The sequence below is a fragment of the Variovorax sp. J22P240 genome (assembly GCF_030316855.1).
Taxonomy (GTDB): Bacteria; Pseudomonadota; Gammaproteobacteria; order Burkholderiales; family Burkholderiaceae_C; genus Variovorax.
Window position 1 is genome coordinate 20,888 of the sequence record NZ_JASZYR010000007.1, and the last position, 24,932, is coordinate 45,819.

Below are 24,932 nucleotides of genomic sequence, written 5' to 3' on the forward strand. Positions count from 1 at the left end.
AGCGCGAAGCCGCAACCGGCGCGAATCGCATCCTGTCAGACACCGCCGGGCGCGCAGGGGGTCCGACTTCCGACGCCGCGCGCGCGCTGCGCGCGCGAGACTGCATCTTTGCAGCGGGGTGGCAGATGCGAACCGACCTATTTCGAGCGCTGGGGACCGACGGACGGGCGCACATCGTCTTTCGCCGGACCCAGACCTACTGGGTGAGGACCGCGTTGGGCATGGTCGAGAAGCAGCGCGAGCCCAGCTTCTACCTGGGCAACGGCGACAGGCTGGAGTGCGTGGACCGCTACGACACGTTCAGGACGCTGGCGGGGGACCTGGTGGTGCGGATCATGACCCGCCAACCCCGAAAGCGAACCCGGCGCCCGCACCACGTGTGACCGCCTGCTGGGCGGCGGTCGACGGGGCGCTCGCTGCACTTCGGTCCGAACGGAGATGACGGAGACGAAGATGGATGAAGACCTGCAGGCCCTGTCGCGTGATGCGCTGGCCGAGGAAGTCAGGAGGCTGAGGGCGGCCATCCGGCGGCACCGTGACGCCTCGGGTCAGGAGCTTTGCTGGCATCACCCCGACCTGTGGTCGGTGCTGCCGGAGCGGGTCGAGCCCGCCTTGAGCGTGCCGGCCTGGCCCCAGTTCATGCGCGGCTGCGTTCGATATCGTCAATCCCTGGACGAACAGGCTGCGGACGCTCCGCGCTCTGACGAGGAGTTCGGACGCTAGCCAGGGCGTGAGACGCAGCGGGAGTTGCGCCGCATCGCGAGCAATATGTAGAAGAAAGTTTGACATCGGCGTGACGCGCGCTGACACTCCAGCGCGAGAGAATGGATGGCCCGGCCGCCAATGCAAGAACAAGGCAGACGGCTGAGGACGGGGGCGCAGGGTCCCGAGGGGCTCCACGCGGGAGGAGGGATGCCGCCGCCAAGCGGCATCGGTGGGCCGTTCGTTCTCTCACTCTCACATCGAGGAGTGTTCGATGCAGAAGTTCGTCAACGTCCAGACCGTCAACTTTCGGGGTGTCCCGAGCACGGAGGGCAACGATCCATTGACGGCCCTTTCGCTCGGAGATTCTGTCGTCGACATCGGCGATGGCCCGCCGGGATGGCATCACCTCCGCGCGCACGTGGGTGCCGAGGAGGTCGAGGGCTTCTGCGTGGACGGGCTCGTCGACGCCAGGATCCGGTGGACGGACAAGAAGCAGCCGACCTTGCGCGACCCGGCCTCGCCGGCGCGAGAGGCGCTGGTGGCCGCCGCCGCCGAGCAATGGCTCCTGTTCAGGAAGGGCGAGGGCAGGGAGAACGTCGAGCCGTTCAGCACCATGATCGGCAAGATGTGGAAGGCCTTTGGCAAGAACCTGACGGGCAAGAACCAGGAAGTGCCGTGGTCCGCGGTGGCCATCTCCCTCATGGTGCGCAATGCCGCGAAGTCTGTCGAGGGCTACAAGTCCTTTCCCGAATCCATCGGCCATTCGCGCTACATGTGGGATTCCATCCGGAAGGCCGCGAGCGGCGATACGGCGGCGCCCTTCTGGGGTGTGACGCTTTCGAAGGCCAAGCCGCAGGTGGGCGACATCATCGGCAGTTGGCGCAACACGCCGTTCAGCTTTGACCGGTTCCTGACCGCGACCAAGAACCCGGAGACGCCGTGCCATTCGGACATCGTGGTGGCGGTCGGGCCCGACCTGGTCCTGGCGATCGGCGGCAACATCAAGAACAGCGTCTATGCGACGGGCTACCAGGTCGGCGCCGACGGCTTCCTGACTTCCAACAAGCGCGTCGACGCGAACGGCAAGGTCGTGGGCGAAGCGATCGTGCTGATGGCCAATCGCCTGTGAGGCGCCGTCGGCCGGCAGCGCATCCGTTCGCCGTCTGGACGCCACGGCACATGGAAGATCCCATCGCGGCTGGCGTGATCTTGAGCGCCGCCTTTCTGCTCGTGTATGCGTCGTGGAACGCCCCGGTGCTGCGCTGGGCGGCGATCTGCCTGGCGCTCTGGGTGCTCGTGTGGGCCATCACCGAAGCGATACCGCTGGCGGAGGGGCGCTCCCCGCGCCATCCTCCTTCGAGCGGCGTGGCCTAGCGCCCGGAACCGCCGCGCCGACGCGGGCCATCCGGCGCCCGCCCTGCGCGTCGAGCAGGGACAACCTCGAAGGGACCCTCGCCCAGGCCGCTTCGCGCGTCAGCGGCCTCGCATCGTGCAGTTCTTCACGGTCGGCCGCCCTGCCTGCGTGCATCCCTCAACAACGCGCAGGATGCGTCAACCGTGCGAGCGCGGGCACGATTGATGCAAGACAAGTTCCGGAGAAACCCATGCTGAAAGGTCTTTCGATGCACACCCCCTCGGCGTTCGAGATCCGTTTCCAGTCGCTGTTTCATGAGGGCCGCGCATTGGCCTTCCCGTGCGACAGCCACGGCGAGGTCGATCTGGACGCGATGGGCGAGAAGGCCCGCAACAACTACCTGTTCGCGCGGGGCATGATCGGCCGCGAATACGCGATGCCTTTCGTGCAGGCGCGCGCAGCGCACGCCTGGTCGGGCAACAGCGTTGCGGTCGAGAAGGAGCTGGAGGCCCTGTGAGCGCCTGATGCGCAGGCCTCACCCGGCGTTCGGGAAGTGAAAGCTGAAGGTCGTGCCGGTGGCGCGCGACGAGCTCACGCTGACGTCCCCGCCGTGCGCGAGGGCGATGGCCCGCACGATGAACAGGCCCAGCCCGACGCTGCGCCCGGCACCCTCTCCGGGGTCGCCCCGCACCATCGGCTCGAACAGCGCAGACTGCATGTCTTGCGCAATGGGCTCGCCCCAGTTGTGGACCGACAGGCTGGCGGTCTGGGCCTGGAGCTTCGACTCCACCGTGATCACGCTGCCCGGCTCCCCATAGGCCATCGCGTTGCCCACCAGATTCCCGAGCAGCTGGGCCACGCGGTCCGAGTCGGCCGTGCATTCGCCTTCGCCTTCGGCATGGTGAACGATGGTGCGTTCGGGAAAGGCCAGTCTCAGCTCGTCCACGATGCCCGCGACCAGGGCGTGCAGGTCAAGGCGTGCGGGTGAGACCGCGAGGCCGCGGCCCACGCGGGCGAGCGTGAAATCCAGCAGTTCCTCGATGAGGCGATGGGCGCGTTGGGCGGAGTTTGTGACATGGCCGAGCACGCGCTGCTTGCCGGGGACAGTCTCCCCATGCGCGAGCACCTTGGCGCCCGTCAGGATGGCAGACAGCGGGTTGCGCAAGTCGTGGCTCACGATGCCCACCATCTGCTCGGCGAACAGGGCCCGGTCCTGCGCCCGTGCGCGCTCCCGGGTGGCCTCCGTGACGTCGCTGAGCACGCCGACGAAATAGGCCAGCGTGCCGTCCGCGTTGAAGAAGCCATGTCCCGATGAAACGACGGTGCGTTGGACACCGTCGACGCCGTTGAGTCGGTAGCTGCAGTTCGAGACCTCGTCGGTCGGGCTCTGCGCGCAATCCATCGCGCGTCGTTCGCTGTCCCGGTCCGCGGGCTCGACCGCCGCGGCGTAGAGCGTGTCGTCGACCGGACGTGGCGTCGGGTAGCCGAGCAGTCGCGCGACATCGTCTTCGTAGCGGCGAAGACCCGTCGCGGCGTCGACGTCCCACAGGAAGAGGTTGCCGAGCCGCAGGGCCTCGCGCAGCCGGGCCTGCGTCACCTGCAGGGTGGCCTGGACCTCGCGCTCCTTGGCCACCAGTTCGTCCGCGCGCTTGCGCGCGGCAAGGAGTTCGCGCTCGTACTTGTTGCGCTCCTCGGCGACCACCATCGAGATCTCGTCGTAGCTGCCGCCCTGGGTGGCACGCCGGATGGCGTTGAGCATCATGGGAATCGTGTGCCCGTCCCGATGGCGCACGTCGAGTTTCACCTCCGACAGCGAGCCTTGCATCTGCAGGGTCGGCAGCCAGTGGGTCTGGTGGAAGATGCGACCGCCCATCGTGAAGAGCTCCTGCAGGCGCTTCTTTCCGACCAGCTCGTCGCGCTCGATGCCGAGCCACGTGCAAAACGTGGCGTTGACCTTCAGGATCGTGCCGCTGACGCTGGTCACGAGCAGGCCCGTCGGAAACTCGTCGAACAGTCTCTCGGTGTCGGGGAGCTCAGGGACGTCGTCCTGCATTCATCGATGGCCCAGTGTCGCGAGAAACTCGTCCATGGCGTCGGCGCTGGCGCACGGCGCGCTCAGGTGCGGGCAGTGGCCCACGTTCTCCACCACGCGAAGCATGCAGTTCGGCAGGGTGCGCTGCAGGTATTCGCCAACCACCACGGGCGCGATGAGGTCGTCGCTGGACTGGACCACGAGCGTCGGTGCGTCGAGCTTGGGAACGTCGCCCCGGTTGTCCGACAGGAAGGTGACGCGCGCGAATTGCTTGGCGATGTCGGGGTCGGTTCGGCAGAAGCTCTGGGTGAGCTCGACGCCGAGTTCGGGCTGTTCCGGCGCGCCCATGATCGCCGGCGCCATGCTGCTCGCCCAGCCCAGGTAGTTCGATTCGAGCGTGTCCAGCAGGGAGTCGATGTCCTCGCGGGTGAAGCCGCCGACGTAGTCGCCGTCGTTGATGTAGCAGGGCGACGGGCCGACCATCACGTGGCCCGCGAAGCGCTCGGGCGCACGAAGGCCGGCCAGCAGGCCGATCATGGCACTCACGGAGTGCCCGACGAAGATGACGGGCCCCTGGGCAAATTCCTCGATGACCTCGAGCAGGTCGTCGGCGTACCCGGACAGGTGGTTGTACTTGACCGGGTCATAGGCGCCCAGGTCGGACAGGCCGGCACCAACGAGGTCGAACGTCACGGTACGGAAGCGTTCGGCGTACTGGGGCGCCAGGAAACGCCACATGTTCTGGTCGCAGCCGAAGCCATGCGAGAAGACCATCGTGGTGGGCCCGCTGCCAAGCACCTTGACGTTGTTGCGCTGCTCGACCGACATGACTGTCCTTTGTCTGGGGTGGCGGGCCCGCCCGACAAGACGGCACAGCGGGTGAAAGAAGCATTATTCACTACACGACCTTGCTCGGAGACTCTCGCTGCCAGCAACAACCGGCGCGATGGACAACCGCCTACAGGAACGCGCGCCATCCGGGATGCCGGCGCGTCGCGCGATGTGCCTAGGCTGACCGAAGTTTTTTCTTCAGCCGCGCAACATTCAGAGGTCCCACAATGACAGTCGACGTCAACTTTCCTCTTGTGCGCAGGCGAGGGGTGCTCGCCGGGAGCCTGGCGTCGGCCGCCGGCGCCCTCGTTCCTGCATCTGGAAGTCTGGCCCAGACGGTCGCCCGGTCTGCGGCCGAGCCGGCCGCGAAGGGGCCCACCATGCAAGTCGCTTTCAAGGTCAACGGCAGCATGCAGACGCTGTCACTCGACACGCGCACCACACTGCTCGATGCCTTGCGCGAGCATCTTCGGCTCACCGGCTCCAAGAAGGGATGCGATCACGGGCAGTGCGGCGCCTGCACCGTGATCGTGAACGGGCGGCGCCTCAACAGTTGCCTCACGCTCGCCGTGATGCACGAGGGCGAGGAGATCACGACGATCGAAGGCCTCGGAACGCCCGGCAGGCTGCATCCGATGCAAGCCGCATTCGTCAGGCACGACGCATTCCAGTGCGGCTACTGCACGCCGGGGCAGATCTGCTCGGCGGTGGGGACGCTGGCCGAGATCAGGGCCGGAGTTCCGAGCCACGTGAGCGCCGACATCACGGCGAGCCAGGCGGCGACCCCCGACGAGATCCGTGAGCGCATGAGCGGCAACATCTGCCGTTGCGGCGCCTACGCCAACATGCTCCAGGCGATCCAGGAAGTGGCCGAGGTCAAGTCATGAAGGCCTTCACCTACGAACGTGCCCAGACGCCTGCGGGCGCGGCCGCATCGCTGGCCAGCACGCCGGGCGCCAAGCTGATTGCCGGCGGGACCAACCTGCTCGACCTGATGAAGCTGCAGGTGGAGACGCCGACCCACCTGATCGACATCAACCGCCTGGGGCTCGACCAGATCGAGGAGGCGTCGGACGGCGGCGTGCGCATCGGTGCGCTCGTGCGCAACACCGACCTGGCAGCCAGCCCGCGTGTGCGGCGCGACTATGCGGTCCTCGCTCGAGCGCTGCTGGCAGGCGCTTCCGGGCAGCTGCGCAACAAGGCGACCACCGCGGGCAACCTGCTGCAACGCACGCGCTGCCCGTACTTCTATGACACCACCAAGCCTTGCAACAAGCGCCAGCCGGGCAGCGGTTGCGCCGCCCTGGGCGGCTTCGACCGCAACCTGGCGATCCTCGCCACCAGCGACCAGTGCATCGCCACGCATCCGAGCGACATGGCGGTGGCGATGCGCGTACTCGATGCCACGGTGCATGCGGTTCGGGCCGATGGCACGCAGCGCACGATCCCGATCGCGGACTTTCATCGCGCCCCCGGCAGTACGCCGGACGTCGAGACGGCCCTTTTGCGCGACGAGGTCATCACGGCGGTGACCTTGCCGCCGCCGCTGGGCGGCAAGCATTTCTATCGCAAGGTGCGTGACCGCGCGTCCTATGCCTTCGCGCTGGTGTCGGTGGCGGCCGTGGTCCAGCCCGACGGCCGCGGGCGCTTCGCCTATGGCGGCCTCGCGCCGAAGCCCTGGCGCGTCGAGGCCGCGGAGCAGCGATCCGGAGCGAACGCGATCGCGCAAGCCACGCTCGCCGGCGCGCGCACCAGCGAGCACAACGCGTTCAAGCCGATGCTGGTCGAACGCACGCTGGCTTCCGTGCTGGCAGAAGCGAAGGGCTGACCCATGAATTTCGATCAACCCGCCGCGCGCAATCCGGTCGACCGGCTCCTGGTGGTCGGCCAGCCGCACGACCGCATCGACGGTCCGCTGAAGACCACGGGCACCGCGCCCTATGCCTACGAGCGTCACGATGTCGTCGCCAACCAGGCCTATGGCGTGATCCTCGGTGCCGCGATTCCCAAGGGCCGCATCACGCGCATCGACGCGAGCGCGGCGCGCGCTGCGCCGGGCGTGATCGCGGTCGTCACCCATGAGAACGCCGGCCCGGTCGCCAAGGCGAAGGCCATCACGGCCAGGCTGCTGGCGGGACCCGAGGTCGACCATTTCGACCAGGCCGTGGCGATCGTCGTGGCCGGCACCTTCGAGCAGGCGCGCTCGGCCGCGCATTTGATTCGCATCGACTACCAACGCGAGCCCGGGCGTTTCGATCTCGCGCGCGAACGCGAATCGGCGGTCAAGCCGAAGATGGAGGATCCGGCCGACACGGAGGTCCTCAATTTCGCCGGCGCGTTTGCGCAGGCCGCGGTCAAGGTCGATCAGACCTACACGACGCCAGACCAGAGTCACATGGCGATGGAGCCGTTCGCGACCATCGCCTCCTGGCAGGGCGACAAGCTCACGGTCTGGACGTCGAACCAGATGATCGACTGGGCGCGCCGCGATCTGTCCGAGATCTTCGGCATGCCGCGCGGCAACTTGCGCGTGGTGTCCAGCTACATTGGCGGCGGCTTCGGCTCCAAGCTGTGGGTTCGCAGTGACGTCGTCATGGCGGCGCTGGCCTCGCGCGCAGCGGGTCGGCCGGTCAAGGTGGCACTCGCGCGCCCGCAGATCACCAACAACACGACCCACCGGCCGGCCACCATCCAGCGCATCCGCATCGGCGCAGGCCGCGACGGCAGGATCACTGCGATCGCGCATGAAAGCTGGTCGGGCGACCTGCCGGGCGGCCAGCCCGAGACCGCCGCGATGCAGACGCGTCTTTTGTATGCGGGAGCCAACCGCCTGACCTCGCATCGCCTCGCGACGCTCGACCTGCCCGAGGGCAACGCCATGCGCGCGCCGGGTGAGGCGCCCGGCCTCATGGCGCTCGAGATCGCCATGGACGAACTCGCGGAAGCGCTGAAGATGGATCCGGTCACACTGCGCATCGCCAACGACACGCAGACCGATCCCGAGAAGCCGGAACGCAGGTTTTCGCAGCGTGACCTGGCCGGCTGCCTGCGCACCGGAGCGCAGCGTTTCGGCTGGGAGCGCCGCGTGGCGACGCCTGGCCAGGTGCGCGACGGGCGCTGGCTGGTCGGCATGGGCATGGCCAGCGCGTTCCGCGGCAACCTCACCATGGACTCGGCGGCGCGTGCGGCGGTCGATGCGCGCGGCAAGGTCACGATTTCCACCGACATGACGGACATCGGCACCGGCAGCTACACGGTCATTGCGCAGACCGCGGCCGAACTGCTGGGTGTGCCACTGTCGCAGGTCGAGGTGCGACTGGGCGACTCGGACTTTCCGGTGTCCTGCGGTTCGGGAGGTCAGTGGGGCGGCAACAGTGCGACGGCGGGCGTTTTCGCGGCGTGCATGAAGCTGCGCGAAGCGATCGCGCGCAAGGCGGGCCTGATGCCTGCGGACGCGCGCTTCGCGGACGGACGGGTCATCGCCGGCACGCGCAGCTTCACCCTGGGCGAAGTGGCCGGGCGCGCCGGCGTGTCGGTGGAAGACGGCATCAAGTTCGGCGAGCTGACCAAGACCTATGCCCAGGCCACGTTCGGCGCGCACTTCGCTGAAGTGGGGGTCGACGCTGCGACCGGCGAAGTGCGCGTACGCCGCATGAGCGGCACGTTTGCCGCGGGCCGGATCCTGAACCCCAAGACGGCTCGCAGCCAGGTCATTGGCGCCATGACCATGGGCCTGGGTGCGGCGTTGATGGAAGAGTCCATCGTCGACACGCGCCACGGCTACTTCGTCAATCGTGATCTGGCCGAGTATCACGTGCCGGTGCACGCGGACGTGCCGCGGCAGGACGTTTTCTTCCTCGACGAGGTGGACGAAATGTCGTCGCCGATGAAGGCCAAGGGCGTCGGGGAACTGGGACTGTGCGGCAGCGCGGCGGCCATCGCCAACGCCGTCTACAACGCTTGCGGCGCTCGGGTTCGGGACTATCCGATCACGCTCGACAAGATCTTGCGTTCGCTGGCGTAGGCACGAAGGCGCCCGCGCACTCGTCTGACGTCGTGCAACGGCGAATGGCCGACAGCGACGCGGATCGCCAGTGCTTACGCTGGACCTTCCTGCAGCGCAAGGGCGCGATCCTTGCTCTCGACATGAAGGGGCCTCTATGAATGTCCTCATGACGGCCGTCGCCGTGTCCATGATCTCGATGACCGCGCTCGCCGCTGACGGCCAACCCACGGACATGGACGTTGCCGCGGCATTCAAGAAGGCCGATCCGGACCACGACGGCACCGTCAACTGGGCCGAGGCCAGGAAGTTCGGCATCACCAGGCGGGCCTTCGAGCATGCGAATCCCGACAAGGACGGCACCCTCGATAGGCAGGAGTTCGTTGCCGCGATCACGTATCAGTTCAACGAGGCCAACCCCGACAACGACGGCACCCTCGATCGCAAGGAAGCGGCCAGGGCCGGCATCCGGAGCAAGGCCACCTTCGATGCGGCGAATCCCGACCATGACGGCACACTGGATCTGGCCGAGTATCTCCGAGCGCTCGCGCTGAAGGCGAGGTAGTCGCCGTCACCCTGCGCACAGGTCTGCGCGCAGCACCTTGGCTGCCGCGACCATGTTCGACAGCGCCGCTTCGGTTTCCGGCCAGCCGCGCGTCTTGAGGCCGCAGTCGGGATTGATCCACAGGTTGGCCGGCGGCACAACGGCGGCCGCCTTGCGCATCAGCCGCACCATCTCGTCGGTCGTCGACACGCGCGGCGAGTGGATGTCGTAGACGCCGGGGCCGATCTCGTTGGGGTAGCGGAAGTCGCCGAACCCGCGCAGCAGCTCCATGTCGGAGCGGCTGGTTTCGATGGTGATCACGTCGGCGTCCATTGCGGCAATCTCCGGCAGGATGTCGTTGAACTCCGAATAGCACATGTGCGTATGGATCTGCGTGCGGTCGGCCACGCCGCAGGCGCTGATGCGAAACGACCGCGTCGCGCCCTCCAGGTAGGCCTTCCATCCCGCGCGCCGCAGCGGCAGGCCTTCGCGGATCGCTGGCTCGTCGATCTGGACCATCCCGATGCCGGCCTGCTCCAGATCCACCACCTCGTCGCGGATCGCCCAGGCGATCTGCTCGGTGGTGGCGCTGCGTGGCTGGTCGTCGCGCACGAAGGACCACTGCAGGATGGTGACCGGGCCGGTGAGCATGCCCTTCATCGGCAGCTTCGTCAGGCTCTGTGCATAGGCCGTCCACTCGACCGTCATCGGCGCGCGACGGGCCACGTCGCCATAGATGATCGGCGGCTTCACGCAGCGCGAACCGTAGGATTGCACCCAGCCGTTGGCGGTGAAGGTGAAGCCGTCGAGTTGCTCGCCGAAGTACTCGACCATGTCGTTGCGTTCGGCCTCGCCGTGCACGAGGACGTCGATGCCCAGTTCCTCTTGCTTGCGCACGGCCAGTGCGATCTCGGCTTTCATCTTTTCGCCATAGGCAGCGGCGTCGAGTTCGCCGCGCCTGAAGGCGGCGCGGGCCGCGCGGATGGCAGCGGTCTGTGGGAACGACCCGATGGTGGTCGTGGGCAGCGGCGGCAATGCGAACCGGGCACGCTGCTGCGCCTGGCGCTCGGTGAACCTGGAAGCGCGTCGGTCATCGCTGGCGACACTGCGCGCCAGGCGCAAGGCAACATCGGCACGATGCACTCGCGAGCTGCCGCGGCGCGCCGCCACGGCCTTGCGGGCGGCGAGCAGTTCGGCTTCCACGACGCTGTCCTCGCCATCGAGTGCCGCGCGCAGCATGCGCAACTCATCGAGCTTTTCGATGGCGAAGGCGAGCCAGGATTTCACCTCGTGATCGAGTCGGGTCTCGTCCGCCAGGCTGAACGGGACGTGCAGCAGCGAGCACGAGGGCGCGATCCAGAGTTCGCCCTGGTGCTTGTCGGCCACGGGCTTCAGGCGCGCGAGCGCGGTGTCCGGATCGGTGCGCCAGATGTTGCGGCCGTCCACGATCCCGACCGAGAGCACCTTGTGCGCGGGGAGCCAGTCGGCCACGCCGGTGAGCTCGGCCGTTGCACGCACCGCGTCCACGTGCAGGCCGGCCACCGGAAGCTGGCAGGCCAGGCGCAGGTTCTCGGACAGAGGGGAGAAGTAGGTCGCCAGCATCAGCTTCGGTGCGCTACGGGCGAGCTGCCAGTAGCTGCGCTCGAACGCGTTGCGCCAGGCCTCGGGAAGGTCGAGGCCCAGGACCGGCTCGTCGATCTGCACCCATTCGACACCCAGGGACTTGAGCCTGGCCAGGACCTGTTCGTAGACAGGCAGCAGCGAATCCAGCAGCGTGAAGCGGTCGAACCCGGGTTGCTTTTCCTTGCCCAGCCACAGGAAGCTCAGCGGCCCGAGCAACACCGCCTTGACCGGGTGCCCGAGCTTCTGGGCCTGTGCGACCTCGTTGAAGAGACGCACGGAAGACAGGCCGAAGTGCGTGCTGGCCGAGAACTCAGGGACCAGATAGTGGTAGTTGGTGTCGAACCACTTGGTCATCCCCAAGGCGAAGTGGGTGTGGCTGCCGTGCGGGCAGCCTTGGTCGCAGGCCGCGTCGGCGACGCCCCGCGCCATCGTGAAGTAGCGCGCCATCTCGGGCTCATCGCCTTGAAACGCGAATCGCGAGGGCTCGCAGCCCAGCAACTGGATGTGGTTGGCGACATGGTCGTAGAACGCGAAGTCGCCCACGGTCACGAAGTCGAGGCCCGCGTCACGCTGCGCCTGCCAGTGGCGCGCGCGCAATTCAGCGCCGATCGTTTCGAGTTCGTTGGCGTCGATCTCGCCGCGCCAGTGCTTTTCGAGGGCGAACTTCAGTTCGCGTTGGGCGCCCATGCGTGGGAAACCGAGGGTGTGGGTGCGTGTCATGCGCCGATCATCCCGTGGCACCTTGTATGATTCAAACGAAACTTTTTATCGGATAACGTGAAAGTGTTTCAAGATGGCTTCGCTTCTCGAGATCCGCCACCTGCGCACCCTGGCCGCGCTGCGGGATACCGGCAGCCTGGTGCGCGCGGCGCAGATGCTCAATCTGACCCAGTCGGCGTTGTCGCACCAGGTCAAGGTGCTGGAGGAGCACTTCGGCACCCCCCTGTTCGAGCGCAAGTCGGTGCCGCCGCGGTTCAGCGGCGCGGGCCAGCGCATCCTTGAACTGGCCGACGCTGCGCTGGCGCTGGTCGACGAGGCCGAGCGTGACGTCGCCCGCCTGGGGCAGGGGGGCGATGGGCAACTGCGTATCGTGGTCGAGTGCCACACCTGCTTCGACTGGCTGATGCCGGCGATGGACGAGTTTCGCACCCGCTGGCCCGAGATCGAACTGGACATCGTGTCGGGCTTCCACCCGGACCCGATAGCGCTGGTGCTGCAGGACCGGGCCGAGGTCGCGATCGTGTCTGAGCAGGATGCGGACGAGGCGGTCGACTACCACCCGCTGTTCCGCTTTGAGATCGTGGCACTGCTGGCCAACGACCATCCGCTCGCTGCAAGGGAGCATCTCACTGCCCGGCACTTCGCCGACCAGACGCTGATCACCTATCCGGTGCCCGACGACATGCTCGACATCGTGCGCCAGGTGTTGGGACCGGCGGGCATCGAGCCGGCGCACCGGCGCACGACCGAACTCACGGTGGCCATGCTGCAGCTCGTGGCGAGTGGCCGAGGTGTCGCCACCCTGCCGATGTGGGCGGTGCAGGGCTACCTGGAGCGCGGCTACGTCACGGCCAGACCGGTGGGCCGAAAAGGCCTGATGGGCGAACTGCACATGGCGTGCGCTCCAGCCACCTCAGGCCGGCCATGGCTGGATGATTTCGTGCGGATCACGCGCGAGACCTGCTTCAAGACCCTGCCGGGCATCGAGTTGCTCTGAGGTGGACGCCGGGGGCCGAACTTTCTAGGATGGTCGAGCAGGCGGCAAGGCGCCGTCCAAGGAGCGCAGATGCATCGACTCAAGACTTTGGCAGCGATCGGATCGATCTTCATCGGGCAGGCCGCCATGGCGCAGGCGCCTCGGGCCGCCGCACCGGCGAGCGCGGCGGCGGATGATGCCTCGACCCTCTCCTGCGCCGACTTCAACGCCGCGGCCTCGCAAGTGCTGCCGCCCCCGAACGCGAGCGAGCTGCAGCGACGCCGCGCCGTCGAGGCGCAGGACTATCTCGCCAATGGCATGGTCTGGCTGCATGGCTACCTCACCGGTCGCAACGGTCCGTCGGTCGGTCGGCTCACGCGCGATTGGATCAGCAGCAGCGTCACCAAGCTCGGCAAGGAGTGCGCTGCTGCGGCCAACCCGACGGCGACCCGCATCGTCGATCTGGTGCAAAAGCCATGAACGTCCTGCGCACGCTGGTCATCGCGGCGCTGGTGGTGGGGGCCGGCGCGGCCGATGCGCAGCGCCACGGCTCGCGCCACCGCCCGCCGCCGGGCCACTGGAACAACAGTGGCTGGAACAACAACCAGTGGCAACGCAACAACCACTGGAACAACGACTGGCACAACCGCCGTGACGCGCAGCGCGCCGGTGTGGTGACCGGCGTGGTGGCCGGCGGTGTGGCCGGCTCGGCGGAGCGCAATCGCGCCGACCAGCGGCATGCCGACTGCCTCTGGGTCACCGGGAACAGTTGGGAGTGCGACCGCCGCCGCTGGGACGACGAGATGCGCGCCCGCGAGCGCGCGCGCCGCACCGGTGTGCTCGCAGGCGTGGCGGCCTACGCGATCGTGCGCAACTGAGCGCTGACAGATGGGCGCCCTGGATGCGATGCTCGGCCTGCTTCAGGGTGCGCTCGACGTCTGGCGCAGCGTCTGCAGCAGCGTGCGATGGAGACTGTCGACGGCCTTCGATCCGCGCGAGGCCGAACTGCGGTAGAGGGCCACCTGCATCGGTTCGAGCGGCCCGAGCCCGAGCCCGTGCTCGATCCCGAGCACCTGCAGGTGCGCCGGAGCGCTGCACTGGGTCAGCGCGGCGACGGCCAGTCCGCTTTCGACGGCGGCAATCTGCCCGGCCAGGCTGGAGCTGTAGTAGACAACCTTGTAGGGACGCCCGGGAGCGCAAGTGAATGGATTGCGCTTCTTCGACCCAGGCTGGCCTGCGCGGGTAGTTTCGGTCTGGGCGGGCATCCTTCGGATCGTCGCCGCATCGGACCAAGGGCAAAGGCGGATCCCGAGCAAACGTCTGTGCGCCATTTCCACTGCGGGTCTCGAGCGGCAGGATGCTCCAGGCCAAAAAAAGACCCGCGCTGGGCGGGTCGAAAGATTGCCTTGAACAATCCCTTGAAGAAACAAGGGCAGTGTGTTCCTGCGGCCACCAGAAATCGCGGCATTAAGTCACGCATTCGGACCGCAACGTCAGTGTCTACCCCATTTTGGGGATCACTTTAGTTCTCGTCCGGGGGCGTATGGTGCCCCTGGCGCTCGCCAGGGTCGTGAAGACGCACGTTGCGCGCCCAGCGCGATGTCGCGCCAAGACTGCGAGCGGACGTCGTCCGCAGACTGTAGCCCGGCCGCGATGCTGCCGTCGATAGCGCGGGACGTGCACCTGCTTGAGACCGTCAAAGTCCGATGGTCTTGCGAACGCGCGCGTCGGCTGCCGTCGAGCGCAGACATGCCATCAGTTGTTCGGTTGCAGGCGTTCGACTTCTTCCGCGCAACGTGATCATTCCGACCTGCGGCTTCAGGATCTTGAAAAGGCCCTCGCGCTCGAAGTGGCGAGCCACGCCACGTGCCAGGAAACCGCCCGCAGACGCTCACGCACGAACGTCACGAGGAACGAAGCTGTCTCCACGATGTCGACAGGAGGCGCGAGGCCATGCTTGTAGGACATCGCACGGTGGTCCGATGCTCGGCCGCTGACTTGCCACAGGAACGTTGGTCAGCGAAGCGCCCGCGGAAAGATTGAGGTTCGACAGGAGCCGGTCCGGCTGCCAATCGAGCCACAACGCCTCGCCCTCGCAAGCTCAGATCGTCGTCGACCATCGCGCACTCGTGCGATCGAGCACCAGTGCCAACGCAGGATGCTGCGACGTCTCTGCCCCCGCCTGTGCGCACAGCGTGTCACCCATGACGAGCCGGGCTATTTGTACTTGCCTTCGCGGATCGCGGCCACCGGCATTTCGGCCTACTTTCGCGCAGGTCGTCGGCTCACGGGTCGGTGCCAGCCGCGGCACGCAAAGTGCGTGCATGCGAAGCAGCCTCGCGACATTCAATCCATTTCTCTCCTGGTTTCAGATGGCCTCGGAGGCGAGCGCCTCATTCTTCCCCTCGGCATCTTCAGGTTCTGCAACAGTTCGCTCCGCGCCGATGACGGCGATCCACGACGATCACAGCCTGTATGTGCCGGCGACTGCGCCGCGTCGCGGCGCTCCGCTGGCCGTGATGCTCCACGGCGCAGGCCAGGATCCGGGGGACTTCGCGGCGGGCACCACGATGAACTTGGCCGCCGAGCGGCATGGCTTCGTCGTTCTCTATCCCGCGCAACCCAGTAGCGCCAACGCGCACCAGTGCTGGAACTGGTTCGAACCGGCGCACCAGACGCGCAACGCGGGCGATCCTGCGCGCATCGCCGCACTCACCTTGCAAGTCGCGCGCGAGCAAGGCGTGGATATCGATCGCATCTACGTCGCCGGCTTGTCAGCCGGCGGTGCCATGGCAGCCTTGCTGGGGGACCTTTTCCCTGACGTGTACGCCGCTGTCGGCGTGCACTCGGGTCTGGCGGCACGCGCCGGGACAGACCTGTCGTCTGGCTTGGCCGCGCTGCGGGGCGCCCCGCGCGAAGCCAGCGTGCCGCGCGAAATGCCGACGATCGTCTTTCACGGCGACAGAGATGCCGTCGTGCACCCTCTCAATGGAACTCAGGTCATCGAGGCTTCGTTGGGAGCCGACTGCGCCTTCGAATCCTGCGAGCACACCGGGCCCGATGGCCGGCAGTTTACCCGTCGCAACTACCTTCATGAGGGCTCGGGCGTGCGCGGCGAGCACTGGACTCTGCACGATGCGGCGCACGCGTGGTCGGGTGGAAGCCTCGGAGGGTCCTTTGCCGATCCCCTGGGCCCGGATGCCAGCGAGGAGATGCTGCGCTTCTTCGAGACACAGCGACGCATTCCATCGCACGGGAGCCGTGCTGCCGATCGCTTTTGACATGTGCCGTGACGACCAGGATCGCGACAGAAGATGCGAGGTCGGCTTCGTTGTTTCCGGCGCCTGCAGCGGGCCTCGCCTCGTTCAATACCCTATCCATTCAAGCCCATGATCGGCGTCGTCGTTCCTGCGCACAATGAACAAGACGTCATCGTGCAATGCATTCGCTGCATTTCTCGGGCAGCGGGACACAATCTGCTCGACGCCGAGCCCGTCGAGCTGGTGGTTGTGACGGACTCCTGCACCGACGGCACGGCCGTGCTGGCGGCGCAGGCTGGCGCCACGGTGTTGACCCTTCATGCACGCAACGTGGGCGCAGCGCGCGCGGCCGGCGCTGAGCACCTGCTCGCAAGAGGCGCCAGATGGCTGGCGTTCACGGACGCCGACACCCTGGTTTCGCCGGGATGGCTCGCCGAACAGCTCGCGTTGCAGGCAGACGCCGTGTGCGGTACCGTTGACGTCCAGGACTGGTCTCCCCATGGCGTACATGCCGACCTCTTGCGTTCGCACTTCGCGCAAACCTATTTCGACTGCGATGCACATCGTCATGTCCATGGCGCCAACCTTGGTGTTTCGGCAGCAGCCTACCGTCGCGCGGGCGGCTTTCGCCACCTCTCATGCAGCGAGGACGTCGAACTGGTGAGCGCCCTCGAGGCCTGCGGGGCCCGCATCGCCTGGAGCTGCCGACCCCGTGTAATCACGAGCGCGAGACGGGTCGCGAGAGCGCCGGGCGGATTCGCGGATGCCTTGCTCACTGCGGTCGCGCAGCGGCTCGCGGCCGGTACCCCGCATCTGCCATCACTCGGAACAGCATCGTGAGGGAGATGGCCGAACTCTTCGCGCGCGAGTTTCCTGTCTGGCACATGGTTGTCCGGGGCACCGTGGTGTATTGGTTCCTGCTGCTGGTCTTTCGCTTTGTGCTGCGCCGTGACGTCGGCTCGATGGGGGTGGCAGACCTGCTTTTCGTCGTGCTCGTGGCCGATGCCGCCAGCAACGCGATGCAGGGCGAGTACAAGTCGATCAACGATGGACTTGTCTTGCTGGCCACCCTTGTCGCATGGAACTTCGTGCTTGACTGGTTGAGTTATCGATTCGCGGCCGTGGCCAGGTTTCTCGAGCCCCAGCCGGAGGTCCTGGTGCGGCATGGACGCGTCGTGCGCAAGGCCATGAAGCGGGAGATGATCACCATGGAAGAGCTCGAGGGCAAGCTGCGCGAAGCCGGCGTGGAGGCGCTATCGGAAGTTCGCATCGCACGCTTGGAGGGCGACGGCAAGTTGAGTGTTTTCAAGGTTGATCGATTCGGCCGATAGCCGGCCGACCTCGCCGCGAGAGGACGACGCCCCACAACGACCCGCGTCCGATCCATGGCGCGATCGGGTCACCACCCCATGCCGATGGATCCGATCGGGGGACGCGCGCCACGGGCTGAGGCCGCGTCGAGCGGGCTGTGGAGAACCGGGGAAACGCCGTACAACGCCGAGGGCGTGGCGCAGCAGGCAGAGTGGGTCGCTTTCAACTCGCTCGTCGTGGGAAAGTCAGAGCGCTCTTGTCCCCGGAGTCGGTGAATGACCCTGTGGATAACACGGTGCGAATCGCGCCGAAGCCGCATGCGGCTTGGATTTCATTGCGATGCCCAACGAACAGGCACTTCCTTGGACGTCGAACGTGGTTGGACCTGCGCGCCTCCATGGCGGGGGCGTCAGGGTGCGGGTGCGACGCTGACCACATCGAAAGGGAGCGGAGGCGGCGGGGCCTTCTTCTTGCCGAGCTGGCTGTTCACAGCCATCAATCCGCCCGGGACCGCCGCTGTGCTCGGATGGGTGCAGGCGCGGGTCGGTGAGGCGTCTTTCGATCCGGCCCCGCGGGCCACCCCGGAGCGAGTCGCACCCTTGCGACGTCGTTGGCTGCGTTGTGCACGATGTTGAGTTCGCCGGCACCTGTGAGCACCAGGCCATCTCCATTCTTGAGGTCTCCGCTTTCCATGCGCACTTCGGTCACGGCGCGGGTCTGCGTGTCGATGCACCAGAGCCGGCCCGCCACGAGTTGGATCGTCAGGAACTGTCGGCCGTCAGGCGAGGCCACGCTCCCGTTCAATTTGACGTCGGTCGGTAGGTAGCGGCTCGGCGTGTTGGAGAGCTCGAGCCAAGGTTTCAATGCGCGGGCGCGCCAAGCCGTTCCGTACCTGATCGGCACCGGCTTGAACGAATCGGTTGAAAAGGAGAAGTGGGTTCATCGTCTGCGTTCGAGACGGGCGTGTGACGGTAGGCAGCTTGGCGTTGCCCGACCAGCATCCCGGCAGAAGCCGGCGAGGTGGATGGCGGGACGTATCTGGCAACCGAAACGGGAGGCTAGACAGCGGGCGGGGACGCTGCTGCCAGGTTCAGGCGCGTGTGGAGCAGGTGCGTCGCATGCACCGACGAGGAAAGCCGCGGATCTCAAGGGCCCTGGAGATCTTACCCCCGTCATGGCGGCGAAGTCCCACACCAGGGAACGGCAACAGGGTGCACTGTCGCTTCTTTCAGGAGAAAACTCATGGGCATCCTCAGCAACATCCTCGGCAAGATCTTCCCGTCCTCGCACGCGGCAAACGCCCCGGCATCAGGCTCCGCAGCGTCAACGGCGCCAACGTCCCCAGGAGCGAGCGCAACCGCGCCTGCCGGCAACACACCCACGTCTCCCGCAGCGCCCGTCGCGATGAGTGAAGTCGACGTCGAAGGGATGCTGGACGGCTTGGCTGCGAAGTCGAGTGAAAAGCTCAACTGGAAAACGTCGATCGTGGACCTGATGAAGTTGCTTGGCCTCGACAGCTCCCTCGCCGCCAGGAAAGAACTCGCGCAGGAACTTCACTTTGCCGGCGACGTGAACGATTCGGCCGCTATGAACGTGTGGCTCCACCGGCAGGTGATGACGAAGGTTGCAGCCAACGGGGGCAAGGTGCCCGCAGACCTCAAGGACTGAAGGCGGCGCCGTCCAGCATCCCATCCCGTCGGGCAGCCGTACCACGCAACTGCACCGCCTAGAGGGCTTGGCACCCGCAAGGCGCAAGCTCTCGCAATCATGAGGTCCGGTGAAAAACGAGGCTGCGCCACCGGTATGAGGGCGAACTACGTGTTGCGTGCACCAAAGGCTTCAGCGAGCGATGGAAGAAGGCTTGGAAGCTGCCCCGATCAGATGTCGGCCAGATGTCGGGGAAGCAGCGAAGCCGTACCTTGCAAAAGTTCGAATTCTTCATCAGGCAGGTGCAGGTGCCGCATGTCGAAATGGGAAAGCGTGCCCCAGAGTTCTCCCGACACATGATCGAGCACCGGCACGCTGTGATAGGAGATAACGATTCCCCGCAACGCGTGCCCGAAGAGGCGAGGGTCGGCGACGGAATTGTCGGTACGAAACGCACGATCCTTCACCACGAACTGGCAGAAACTGCGACTGAACGGAACCACGGCCAAGAAGTCGGGCCGCATCCGACCGGCCTTGTCGTGAAGGAAAACGTTGTGAAGGAGCGGCCCTGCAAATCGATAAACGGCCGTGAAGCGGTGGGGGACGCCCTCGTTGAGGTACGCCAAGGCCGCAGCAGGTCCGCTTGTTGCCAATACCGCTGACATCGCATCCAGAGTTCGAATGCTGGTCATGGCGCATGCTAGCAACCCAGGTGCCGGGTGGCGCGGGCATTACGAGATTTACCCACGGTCACTTGTTGTATCCGTCATCCCGCTTCACTTCCCGCTTCAGCTTTTCGAAGGCCCCACGTTTTGGGTGACGCGATCCCGGTCACCGTGCCTTGGAAACTCGGCAGCCCTTGGGGACAATGAGGCGATGAGCAACCAGGAACACGTCCCGCGGTCCCCGCGCTGCCGCCTCAAGCAAACACGGTGGCTCACCGCCCCTGGTGATTTGGCTCGAACTGATGGGACAGCAGGCCCCTGACCTTGCTTTCGTCCTCCAGGACCGGCAAGGCGCCATCATTGGTCCGCGCGCGGCCGCTGTGGGGATTGCTATCGCCGACGCTCACGCGGCCGGCGAGATGCCGATGTCGAAGGCAATCGAGTGGCCGCTATCCAAACAACTGGGTGGTCGTCCGAGCCCCACAGTCAAGGGAGTCCGATCAGAGAGACCATTCGCGATCTTCCAGATGCCTCAGGCGCGTTCGCCCGGCATAGCGAGAAGCAGCTCCTCGTCAATTGCCGTTGCCCGCCGCAGGTCGCGCTCTCACAATGCCCTGTTGAATGATGATCGATCGGTTGAAATGGCATCTCGACCAAACGTGCTGATCGTCGGAGGCGGCATTGGCGGCTTGTTTGCCGCCAATGCGCTGATCCGACAGGGGCTGCGTGTTTCGGTTTATGAACAGGCGTCCGCACTGGGCGAGATCGGCGCTGGTGTGTTTGTGACACCGAATGCTGTGCGCCACTTGGAGCGTGTGGGCCTCGGGCCCGCCGTCGAGAGATGGGGTGCGCGAGTGGGTCCCGGCTCCTACTACTTTCGCCACGACGGTACCCCGATCGCCCCGGTGCAGGTGTCGGATGCCTCCGGTTGGAACGCGACCTTTGGCATGCACCGCGCCGACTTTGTCGATTTCCTCGCTGCCCACCTGCCCGCCGGGATCGTCCATACCAACCATCGTGCCATCTCCTTCGAGCAGACCGACGACCTAGCCCGCGTCAAATTTGGCAACGGCGCCATGGCCGAGGCCGACGTTGTGGTTGCTGCCGACGGAATACATTCCGAACTGCGTTCCTACGTCTTTCCGCTCTCCAAGCCGGTCTTTCACGGCACCATTTGTTATCGAGGTCTCATTGCCCGGGAGCGCCTGCCGAACTGGCCGATGGACCGCTGGCAAATGTGGGCCGGACCGTCCAGGCATTTCCTGGTCTTCCCTGTTCGTCACGGAACGATGGTCAACTACGTCGGGTTTGTGCCGACCGATGAGGAAATGAAGGAATCCTGGTCCGCACCCGGCGATCCAGCGGTGCTGGTCCGCGAGTTCGAAGGCTGGGATCCCCGCATCGCCAGTGTCCTTCAGCAGGTCGACGAGACATTTCGCTGGGCACTCTACGACCGCGAGCCGTTACTGACCTGGACCAAGGGTCGGTTGACGCTGCTCGGCGACGCGGCACATCCGATGCTTCCGCATCTGGGTCAGGGAGCCAACCAGGCAATCGAGGACGGCATGGCGCTTGCCACGATTCTGGCCCGGGCGGACACATCAGGAGTAGGGACGTCGCTGCTTGCCTACGAGCGGTTGCGTCGCAAGCGCGTGGCGGAGATTCAGCTTGGTGCCCGACAGAATGGACTGCGTCTCGACTCTACCGACATCGATCTCAGTGCCCGTGACGCGGCGCTCGCCGCGCACGCCGAATTCCGCAAGCGCCTCTATACCTACGACGTGGTGCCGGATGCGCACACCGCCGCGGCAGCGCTGCAATAGGTCTCCTTCGGCGCCTGCAGGACCCACCTCATCTGATCGAACCGGACTTCCGGGCCATGTCCCCCACTCGCTTGAACTCCGCGCGGATCTCGGCAGTAGTCTGCTCGGGTGTGGCATAGCTCTGCAAGATGCCGAGCGGTGCCAGCCTTGCCGTGACTGCGGGAGCGTTCACCGCCAGCTCGATCGCGCCAACGAGGGCCTTCCTCGCGTCTTCGGGGATCCCTGCAGGCGCGAGAAAGCTGAACCAGATGCCGAACAGTTCCTCTTGATAGCCGAGCTCGCGCATCGTGGGGATGTTGACGAACTCGGGAGATCTGCCCGAAGCGACAAGGCCCCGGAACGCCCCTGACTTGATGTGAGCGCTCAGCGCACCCAGCGCCAGCACGACACCTTCGATGTGTTCTCCGTGCAATGCAACGATGGCCGGCGCGGCGCCGGCATACGGAATCCCCACGAGTTCCGCACCCGTGAGCGTGTTGATCAACTGCACGCAGAAATCACCGACGGAGCCCGAGCCGGGGTGACCAATGCGCACCCGGCCCGGTCTGTTCTTCGAGTATTCGATCAGGTCCGCGAAGCTCCTATGCGGTGAATCACTGCGCACGACCAGGAGCGTTGGCGTGCGTGAGGCGGTACCGAGCGGCACCAGATCCCGAAGCGCGTCGTAGGTGACCGACTGCGGGTCGAGAACGGCACGAAAGGTCAGCGCGCTGTTTTGCGCAAACAGAATCGTGTACCCGTCTTTCTTGGCTTGGACCACGCTGTGGGCACCTACAGCGCCCCCTGCGCCGGGACGATTGATCGATAGCACCGGCGTCTGCAGAAGCCTCGAGATCTCTTCGCCCAAGGTGCGCGCGGCGATGTCCGCAGCGTCACCCGGGGCAAGCGGAACCACGAGATTGATCGGCGCAGTGGGAAACGGCAGGGTTTGGCCGGTGGCCGGAAGCCAGATGAGCGCAGAGAACAGAAGAATGAGCCCCGCCAACCATCTCATGACCAAGATCCCCAATGGAACAGCGAGTTTCCTGCCAGTTCCGGAGCGTAACAGTGAACGGAACGGTGATGCGGCATTTAAAGGCGGCGATGCGCTGCTGATCTTGGTGACGGCCGCTCTGTGGTGACCACATTGAGTGGCCAGGTACCCGTTCACCGACCGTGCTAGAGCAGGTGGACCAACCGCCGCTTCTGGCTCCAGCCGTGAGTCGGCACGGTCATTGTTCATCGGCGCCTGCCTTCGTCGCGCCTCGAAGGACCGCTCCTCGCCGGGTTGGTGAGCTGCCGGCGCAGCGGCGAAAGGCAGCTTCGCACGACATACCTAACGTAGGTCGATGGGCGGCGACGGACGGCACAGGGCCCGGTGCTGCCGCTCGCCATCGACTGTCGCATGGCCGGTATGCCGGCGAAAGCCGCCCCATCGGTTGGTCCGATTCGCACCGAAGCAAGACTTGGCATTGCGCCCTGACTGCATCGAAGCCGCCAGCCTAGAACTGCTCCCTGGGGACGCCGGTAACGGTCACAGGTGACGGATCGCGCGCCGCCCGCTTGAAGATCGACGGCGAAACGCCAGTGTGCTCCTTGAAAAAGCGCGAAAAATTGCCTGGCGCTGAAAAACCGAGATCCATGGCGACCTCGGTCAGTGCGCCGCCTTCGGCAACGCGGCGCATGGCTTCCTCGACCCGCACGCCGCTCCAGAACACCTGAGGCGTCGTGTTGAGTTGGTCGCGAAAAAGAGCGAAGAAGTGCGCGCGCGACAACCCGACCTTCGCCGCGATCTCATCGATCGTCGTGATTTCGGAAACGTGTTCACGCATGTGGGCAATGGCGCTGCGCAGACGATGGTCAAGCATCACGCCCACGGAACTCGCAGGCGATTCGGCGCCGCCGGTGGTCGAAGCCGCAATGGCCGCCTCCAGAAGCCGCTCCACTTCGTCGTCGATGGCCGGGCGCGACTTGTCGGCGGAGATGATCAGGTCGAGCACCCGCCAGCACGAGCGGCGCATTGCGGAGTTGATGGGAACGCGCGGGGAGGGAAATCGGAAGTTGCGTCCCGTTGCGTTGCCCAGGGCGTCCAGCCACTGCTTGGAAATCATGAAGACGAGGAAGAGGCAGGAGCCGCTGCCCTCCATCACCATGTCGTGCGCCTCGAAGGCGTTGACGCCGAGTGCGACGTTCTCGCCGTAGGGCACGACCTCAGCGCCGACGTTGGCGACTGCACGACTGCCGCCGAGCCACATCGCCAGTTGCGATTCAGAATGGGCGTGCGACACCAGGTTGGCTCGGGATTCGAGAACGATCGCCGTGCCAAAAGCTCCCTCGTGCAGCGCGTACGCCTCCGCCATTTTTCAGCTCCTCCAACGTGGGTTGACGGTGCAATTGTTCGCCTTGCCGAGCCCTGATTTGACGGCCACCCGGGTAAGTACCTAGCACTGCACCGGACTCCCTGATACGTCGTCGGATTCGTCGATAAGCGCCAAAAGAGCTGCGTTTTTAAAGTTGCTCCATCCCCGCGGTGCCTTGATCGGAACCGCAAAACTGCAGAGAGAAATCACAGGAGCAAACTGAAATGCGCATCGCAACTTACATCGCCGACGGCACCCGCCGCGTGGGACTTGTTTCCGACGACGGCCTGACCATCCAACCGCTCGACCTGACGCCGCAGCAAGCGGCCGTGGGTGCCCTGAGCATCATCGAATCCATGGCCCAAGGCGGAGCGGCGCCAGTCGCGATCGGTGCAGCCGTCAAGGTGGCGGATGTCGCGCTGGACGCGCCGCTGCCCAAGCCCCGGCGCAACCTTTGGTGTGTCGGCCGCAACTACCACGCTCACGCCAAGGAACTCTCGGCCTCCGTCTTCAAGGATAGCGGCGCCAAGACCGACGAATGGCCCATCGTCTTCACCAAGGTGCCCGAGTGCGTGGTCGGCCCGCACGACGACGTGCTGGTTCCCAGCGAGATCTCGACACAGATCGACTACGAAGCCGAACTCGCCGTCGTCATCGGAAAGGGCGGCAAGAACATCACCCGCGCTGCGGCCATGGACCACGTGTTCGGCTACACGGTCCTCAACGACGTGACGGCGCGCGACGTGCAGATTCGGCACGGCCAGTGGGACATGGGCAAGTCCTTCGACACCTTCTGCCCGATGGGCCCGTGGATCGTGACGGCCGACGAGTTCGACGGCACGAAGACGCGCGTGCGCTGCTGGGTCAACGGCGAGCTGCGGCAGGACGGCCCGACCGAGAACATGATCTTCGACATCCCGACGCTGATCGAGACAATTTCGCGCGGCATCACGCTGTATCCGGGCGATGTCATCGCCACGGGAACGCCGGCCGGGGTGGGCATGGGCATGTCGCCGCCGCGGTACCTGAAGGCGGGCGACGTAGTGCGCGTTGAGATTGATCGCCTGGGTGCGATCGAGAACAAGTTCGTCTGAAGCGC

The 24,932-nt window shown here is 65.9% G+C and carries 25 protein-coding genes and 1 pseudogene; 18 read left to right on the forward strand and 8 right to left on the reverse strand.

All coding sequences use genetic code 11. The annotated features are described in order from the left end of the window. The first annotated feature begins 125 nt into the window (after window positions 1-125). The 5 genes from QTI24_RS18320 (at window position 126) to QTI24_RS18340 (ending at window position 2,576) form a co-directional block, all read left to right on the forward strand. The gene (locus QTI24_RS18320) at window positions 126-383 is read left to right on the forward strand and encodes a hypothetical protein (protein WP_286602356.1); all 258 of its coding nucleotides are present in this window, start codon (window positions 126-128) and stop codon (window positions 381-383) included. Window positions 384-453: 70 nt separating this feature from the next. Next, window positions 454-723, forward strand: coding sequence for a hypothetical protein (locus tag QTI24_RS18325; RefSeq protein ID WP_286602357.1), 270 nt, complete (start codon window positions 454-456; stop codon window positions 721-723). 253 nt (window positions 724-976) lie between these two features. Further along, on the forward strand, window positions 977-1,834 hold the full coding sequence (locus tag QTI24_RS18330; RefSeq protein ID WP_286602358.1) for a DUF2272 domain-containing protein: 858 nt from the start codon (window positions 977-979) through the stop codon (window positions 1,832-1,834). Between the two features lie 50 nt (window positions 1,835-1,884). After that, window positions 1,885-2,079 carry a hypothetical protein gene (locus QTI24_RS18335; RefSeq protein WP_286602360.1) on the forward strand — a complete coding sequence of 65 codons (195 nt, stop codon included), beginning with the start codon at window positions 1,885-1,887 and terminating at the stop codon, window positions 2,077-2,079. A 230-nt stretch (window positions 2,080-2,309) separates the two neighbouring features. Beyond that, window positions 2,310-2,576 (forward strand): hypothetical protein, encoded by a 267-nt coding sequence (locus tag QTI24_RS18340; RefSeq protein WP_286602362.1) that lies wholly within the window; start codon window positions 2,310-2,312, stop codon window positions 2,574-2,576. Between the two features lie 18 nt (window positions 2,577-2,594). Here the strand turns inward: QTI24_RS18340 and QTI24_RS18345 are convergent, their stop codons facing one another. Continuing rightward, on the reverse strand, window positions 2,595-4,112 hold the full coding sequence (locus QTI24_RS18345) for a sensor histidine kinase (protein ID WP_286602363.1): 1,518 nt from the start codon (window positions 4,110-4,112) through the stop codon (window positions 2,595-2,597). Next, entirely contained in the window at window positions 4,113-4,919 is an 807-nt protein-coding gene (locus QTI24_RS18350) for an alpha/beta fold hydrolase (RefSeq protein ID WP_286602364.1), read from the reverse strand. It lies immediately after the preceding gene. Window positions 4,920-5,149: 230 nt separating this feature from the next. Between QTI24_RS18350 and paoA the strand changes: the two genes are divergently transcribed. From paoA to QTI24_RS18370, 4 genes are all read left to right on the forward strand, one after another. Next, the gene (paoA, locus tag QTI24_RS18355; RefSeq protein WP_286602365.1) at window positions 5,150-5,809 is read left to right on the forward strand and encodes an aldehyde dehydrogenase iron-sulfur subunit PaoA; all 660 of its coding nucleotides are present in this window, start codon (window positions 5,150-5,152) and stop codon (window positions 5,807-5,809) included. Then, window positions 5,806-6,750, forward strand: coding sequence for an FAD binding domain-containing protein (locus QTI24_RS18360; RefSeq protein ID WP_286602366.1), 945 nt, complete (start codon window positions 5,806-5,808; stop codon window positions 6,748-6,750). Before paoA ends, QTI24_RS18360 begins: the two co-directional genes overlap by 4 nt. Before the next feature lie 3 nt (window positions 6,751-6,753). Beyond that, window positions 6,754-8,946 (forward strand): aldehyde oxidoreductase molybdenum-binding subunit PaoC, encoded by a 2,193-nt coding sequence (gene paoC, locus QTI24_RS18365; RefSeq protein WP_286602368.1) that lies wholly within the window; start codon window positions 6,754-6,756, stop codon window positions 8,944-8,946. 148 nt (window positions 8,947-9,094) lie between these two features. Beyond that, entirely contained in the window at window positions 9,095-9,490 is a 396-nt protein-coding gene (locus QTI24_RS18370) for an EF-hand domain-containing protein (RefSeq protein WP_286602370.1), read from the forward strand. 6 nt (window positions 9,491-9,496) lie between these two features. On the opposite strand, the gene metE is transcribed toward QTI24_RS18370, so the two are convergent. Further along, the gene (gene metE / locus QTI24_RS18375; protein WP_286602373.1) at window positions 9,497-11,812 is read right to left on the reverse strand and encodes a 5-methyltetrahydropteroyltriglutamate--homocysteine S-methyltransferase; all 2,316 of its coding nucleotides are present in this window, start codon (window positions 11,810-11,812) and stop codon (window positions 9,497-9,499) included. A 73-nt stretch (window positions 11,813-11,885) separates the two neighbouring features. Between metE and QTI24_RS18380 the strand changes: the two genes are divergently transcribed. The 3 genes from QTI24_RS18380 (at window position 11,886) to QTI24_RS18390 (ending at window position 13,666) form a co-directional block, all read left to right on the forward strand. Beyond that, window positions 11,886-12,809 (forward strand): LysR family transcriptional regulator, encoded by a 924-nt coding sequence (locus QTI24_RS18380; protein ID WP_286602375.1) that lies wholly within the window; start codon window positions 11,886-11,888, stop codon window positions 12,807-12,809. 69 nt (window positions 12,810-12,878) lie between these two features. Next, the gene (locus tag QTI24_RS18385) at window positions 12,879-13,268 is read left to right on the forward strand and encodes a hypothetical protein (RefSeq protein WP_286602377.1); all 390 of its coding nucleotides are present in this window, start codon (window positions 12,879-12,881) and stop codon (window positions 13,266-13,268) included. Next, entirely contained in the window at window positions 13,265-13,666 is a 402-nt protein-coding gene (locus QTI24_RS18390) for a hypothetical protein (RefSeq protein ID WP_286602379.1), read from the forward strand. Before QTI24_RS18385 ends, QTI24_RS18390 begins: the two co-directional genes overlap by 4 nt. A 42-nt stretch (window positions 13,667-13,708) precedes the next feature. On the opposite strand, the pseudogene QTI24_RS18395 reads toward QTI24_RS18390, so the two are convergent. Further along, window positions 13,709-14,022 (reverse strand): annotated as a pseudogene (locus QTI24_RS18395) (type 2 periplasmic-binding domain-containing protein); the annotation flags it as partial. Window positions 14,023-15,232: 1,210 nt separating this feature from the next. Here QTI24_RS18395 and QTI24_RS18400 point away from each other — a divergent pair. The 3 genes from QTI24_RS18400 (at window position 15,233) to QTI24_RS18410 (ending at window position 17,379) form a co-directional block, all read left to right on the forward strand. Beyond that, window positions 15,233-16,069: an extracellular catalytic domain type 1 short-chain-length polyhydroxyalkanoate depolymerase gene (locus QTI24_RS18400; RefSeq protein ID WP_286602380.1), complete on the forward strand. Its 837-nt coding sequence runs from the start codon at window positions 15,233-15,235 to the stop codon at window positions 16,067-16,069. A gap of 108 nt (window positions 16,070-16,177) precedes the next feature. Beyond that, complete coding sequence (locus QTI24_RS18405; RefSeq protein ID WP_286602382.1) at window positions 16,178-16,888, forward strand: glycosyltransferase family 2 protein; 711 nt, start codon at window positions 16,178-16,180, stop codon at window positions 16,886-16,888. Further along, window positions 16,885-17,379, forward strand: a complete 495-nt coding sequence (locus tag QTI24_RS18410) for a DUF421 domain-containing protein (RefSeq protein WP_503011278.1) — start codon at window positions 16,885-16,887, stop codon at window positions 17,377-17,379. The genes QTI24_RS18405 and QTI24_RS18410 overlap by 4 nt, the downstream gene beginning before the upstream one ends. A gap of 475 nt (window positions 17,380-17,854) precedes the next feature. Here QTI24_RS18410 and QTI24_RS18415 read toward each other — a convergent pair whose 3' ends face one another. Then, on the reverse strand, window positions 17,855-18,151 hold the full coding sequence (locus QTI24_RS18415; RefSeq protein ID WP_286602385.1) for a hypothetical protein: 297 nt from the start codon (window positions 18,149-18,151) through the stop codon (window positions 17,855-17,857). A 450-nt stretch (window positions 18,152-18,601) separates the two neighbouring features. Between QTI24_RS18415 and QTI24_RS18420 the strand changes: the two genes are divergently transcribed. Then, window positions 18,602-19,027, forward strand: a complete 426-nt coding sequence (locus tag QTI24_RS18420) for a DUF3597 domain-containing protein (RefSeq protein WP_286602386.1) — start codon at window positions 18,602-18,604, stop codon at window positions 19,025-19,027. Window positions 19,028-19,236: 209 nt separating this feature from the next. On the opposite strand, the gene QTI24_RS18425 is transcribed toward QTI24_RS18420, so the two are convergent. Further along, window positions 19,237-19,698: a GAF domain-containing protein gene (locus QTI24_RS18425; RefSeq protein WP_286602388.1), complete on the reverse strand. Its 462-nt coding sequence runs from the start codon at window positions 19,696-19,698 to the stop codon at window positions 19,237-19,239. A gap of 275 nt (window positions 19,699-19,973) precedes the next feature. Here QTI24_RS18425 and QTI24_RS18430 point away from each other — a divergent pair, with 275 nt between their 5' ends. Further along, window positions 19,974-21,494 carry an FAD-dependent monooxygenase gene (locus tag QTI24_RS18430; protein ID WP_286602389.1) on the forward strand — a complete coding sequence of 507 codons (1,521 nt, stop codon included), beginning with the start codon at window positions 19,974-19,976 and terminating at the stop codon, window positions 21,492-21,494. Between the two features lie 28 nt (window positions 21,495-21,522). Here QTI24_RS18430 and QTI24_RS18435 read toward each other — a convergent pair whose 3' ends face one another. Then, window positions 21,523-22,716 carry a Bug family tripartite tricarboxylate transporter substrate binding protein gene (locus tag QTI24_RS18435; RefSeq protein WP_286602390.1) on the reverse strand — a complete coding sequence of 398 codons (1,194 nt, stop codon included), beginning with the start codon at window positions 22,714-22,716 and terminating at the stop codon, window positions 21,523-21,525. 259 nt (window positions 22,717-22,975) lie between these two features. Further along, window positions 22,976-23,833 (reverse strand): helix-turn-helix domain-containing protein, encoded by an 858-nt coding sequence (locus QTI24_RS18440; protein ID WP_286602391.1) that lies wholly within the window; start codon window positions 23,831-23,833, stop codon window positions 22,976-22,978. Window positions 23,834-24,057: 224 nt separating this feature from the next. Between QTI24_RS18440 and QTI24_RS18445 the strand changes: the two genes are divergently transcribed. Next, window positions 24,058-24,927 carry a fumarylacetoacetate hydrolase family protein gene (locus QTI24_RS18445; protein WP_286602393.1) on the forward strand — a complete coding sequence of 290 codons (870 nt, stop codon included), beginning with the start codon at window positions 24,058-24,060 and terminating at the stop codon, window positions 24,925-24,927. Window positions 24,928-24,932 lie beyond the last annotated feature (5 nt).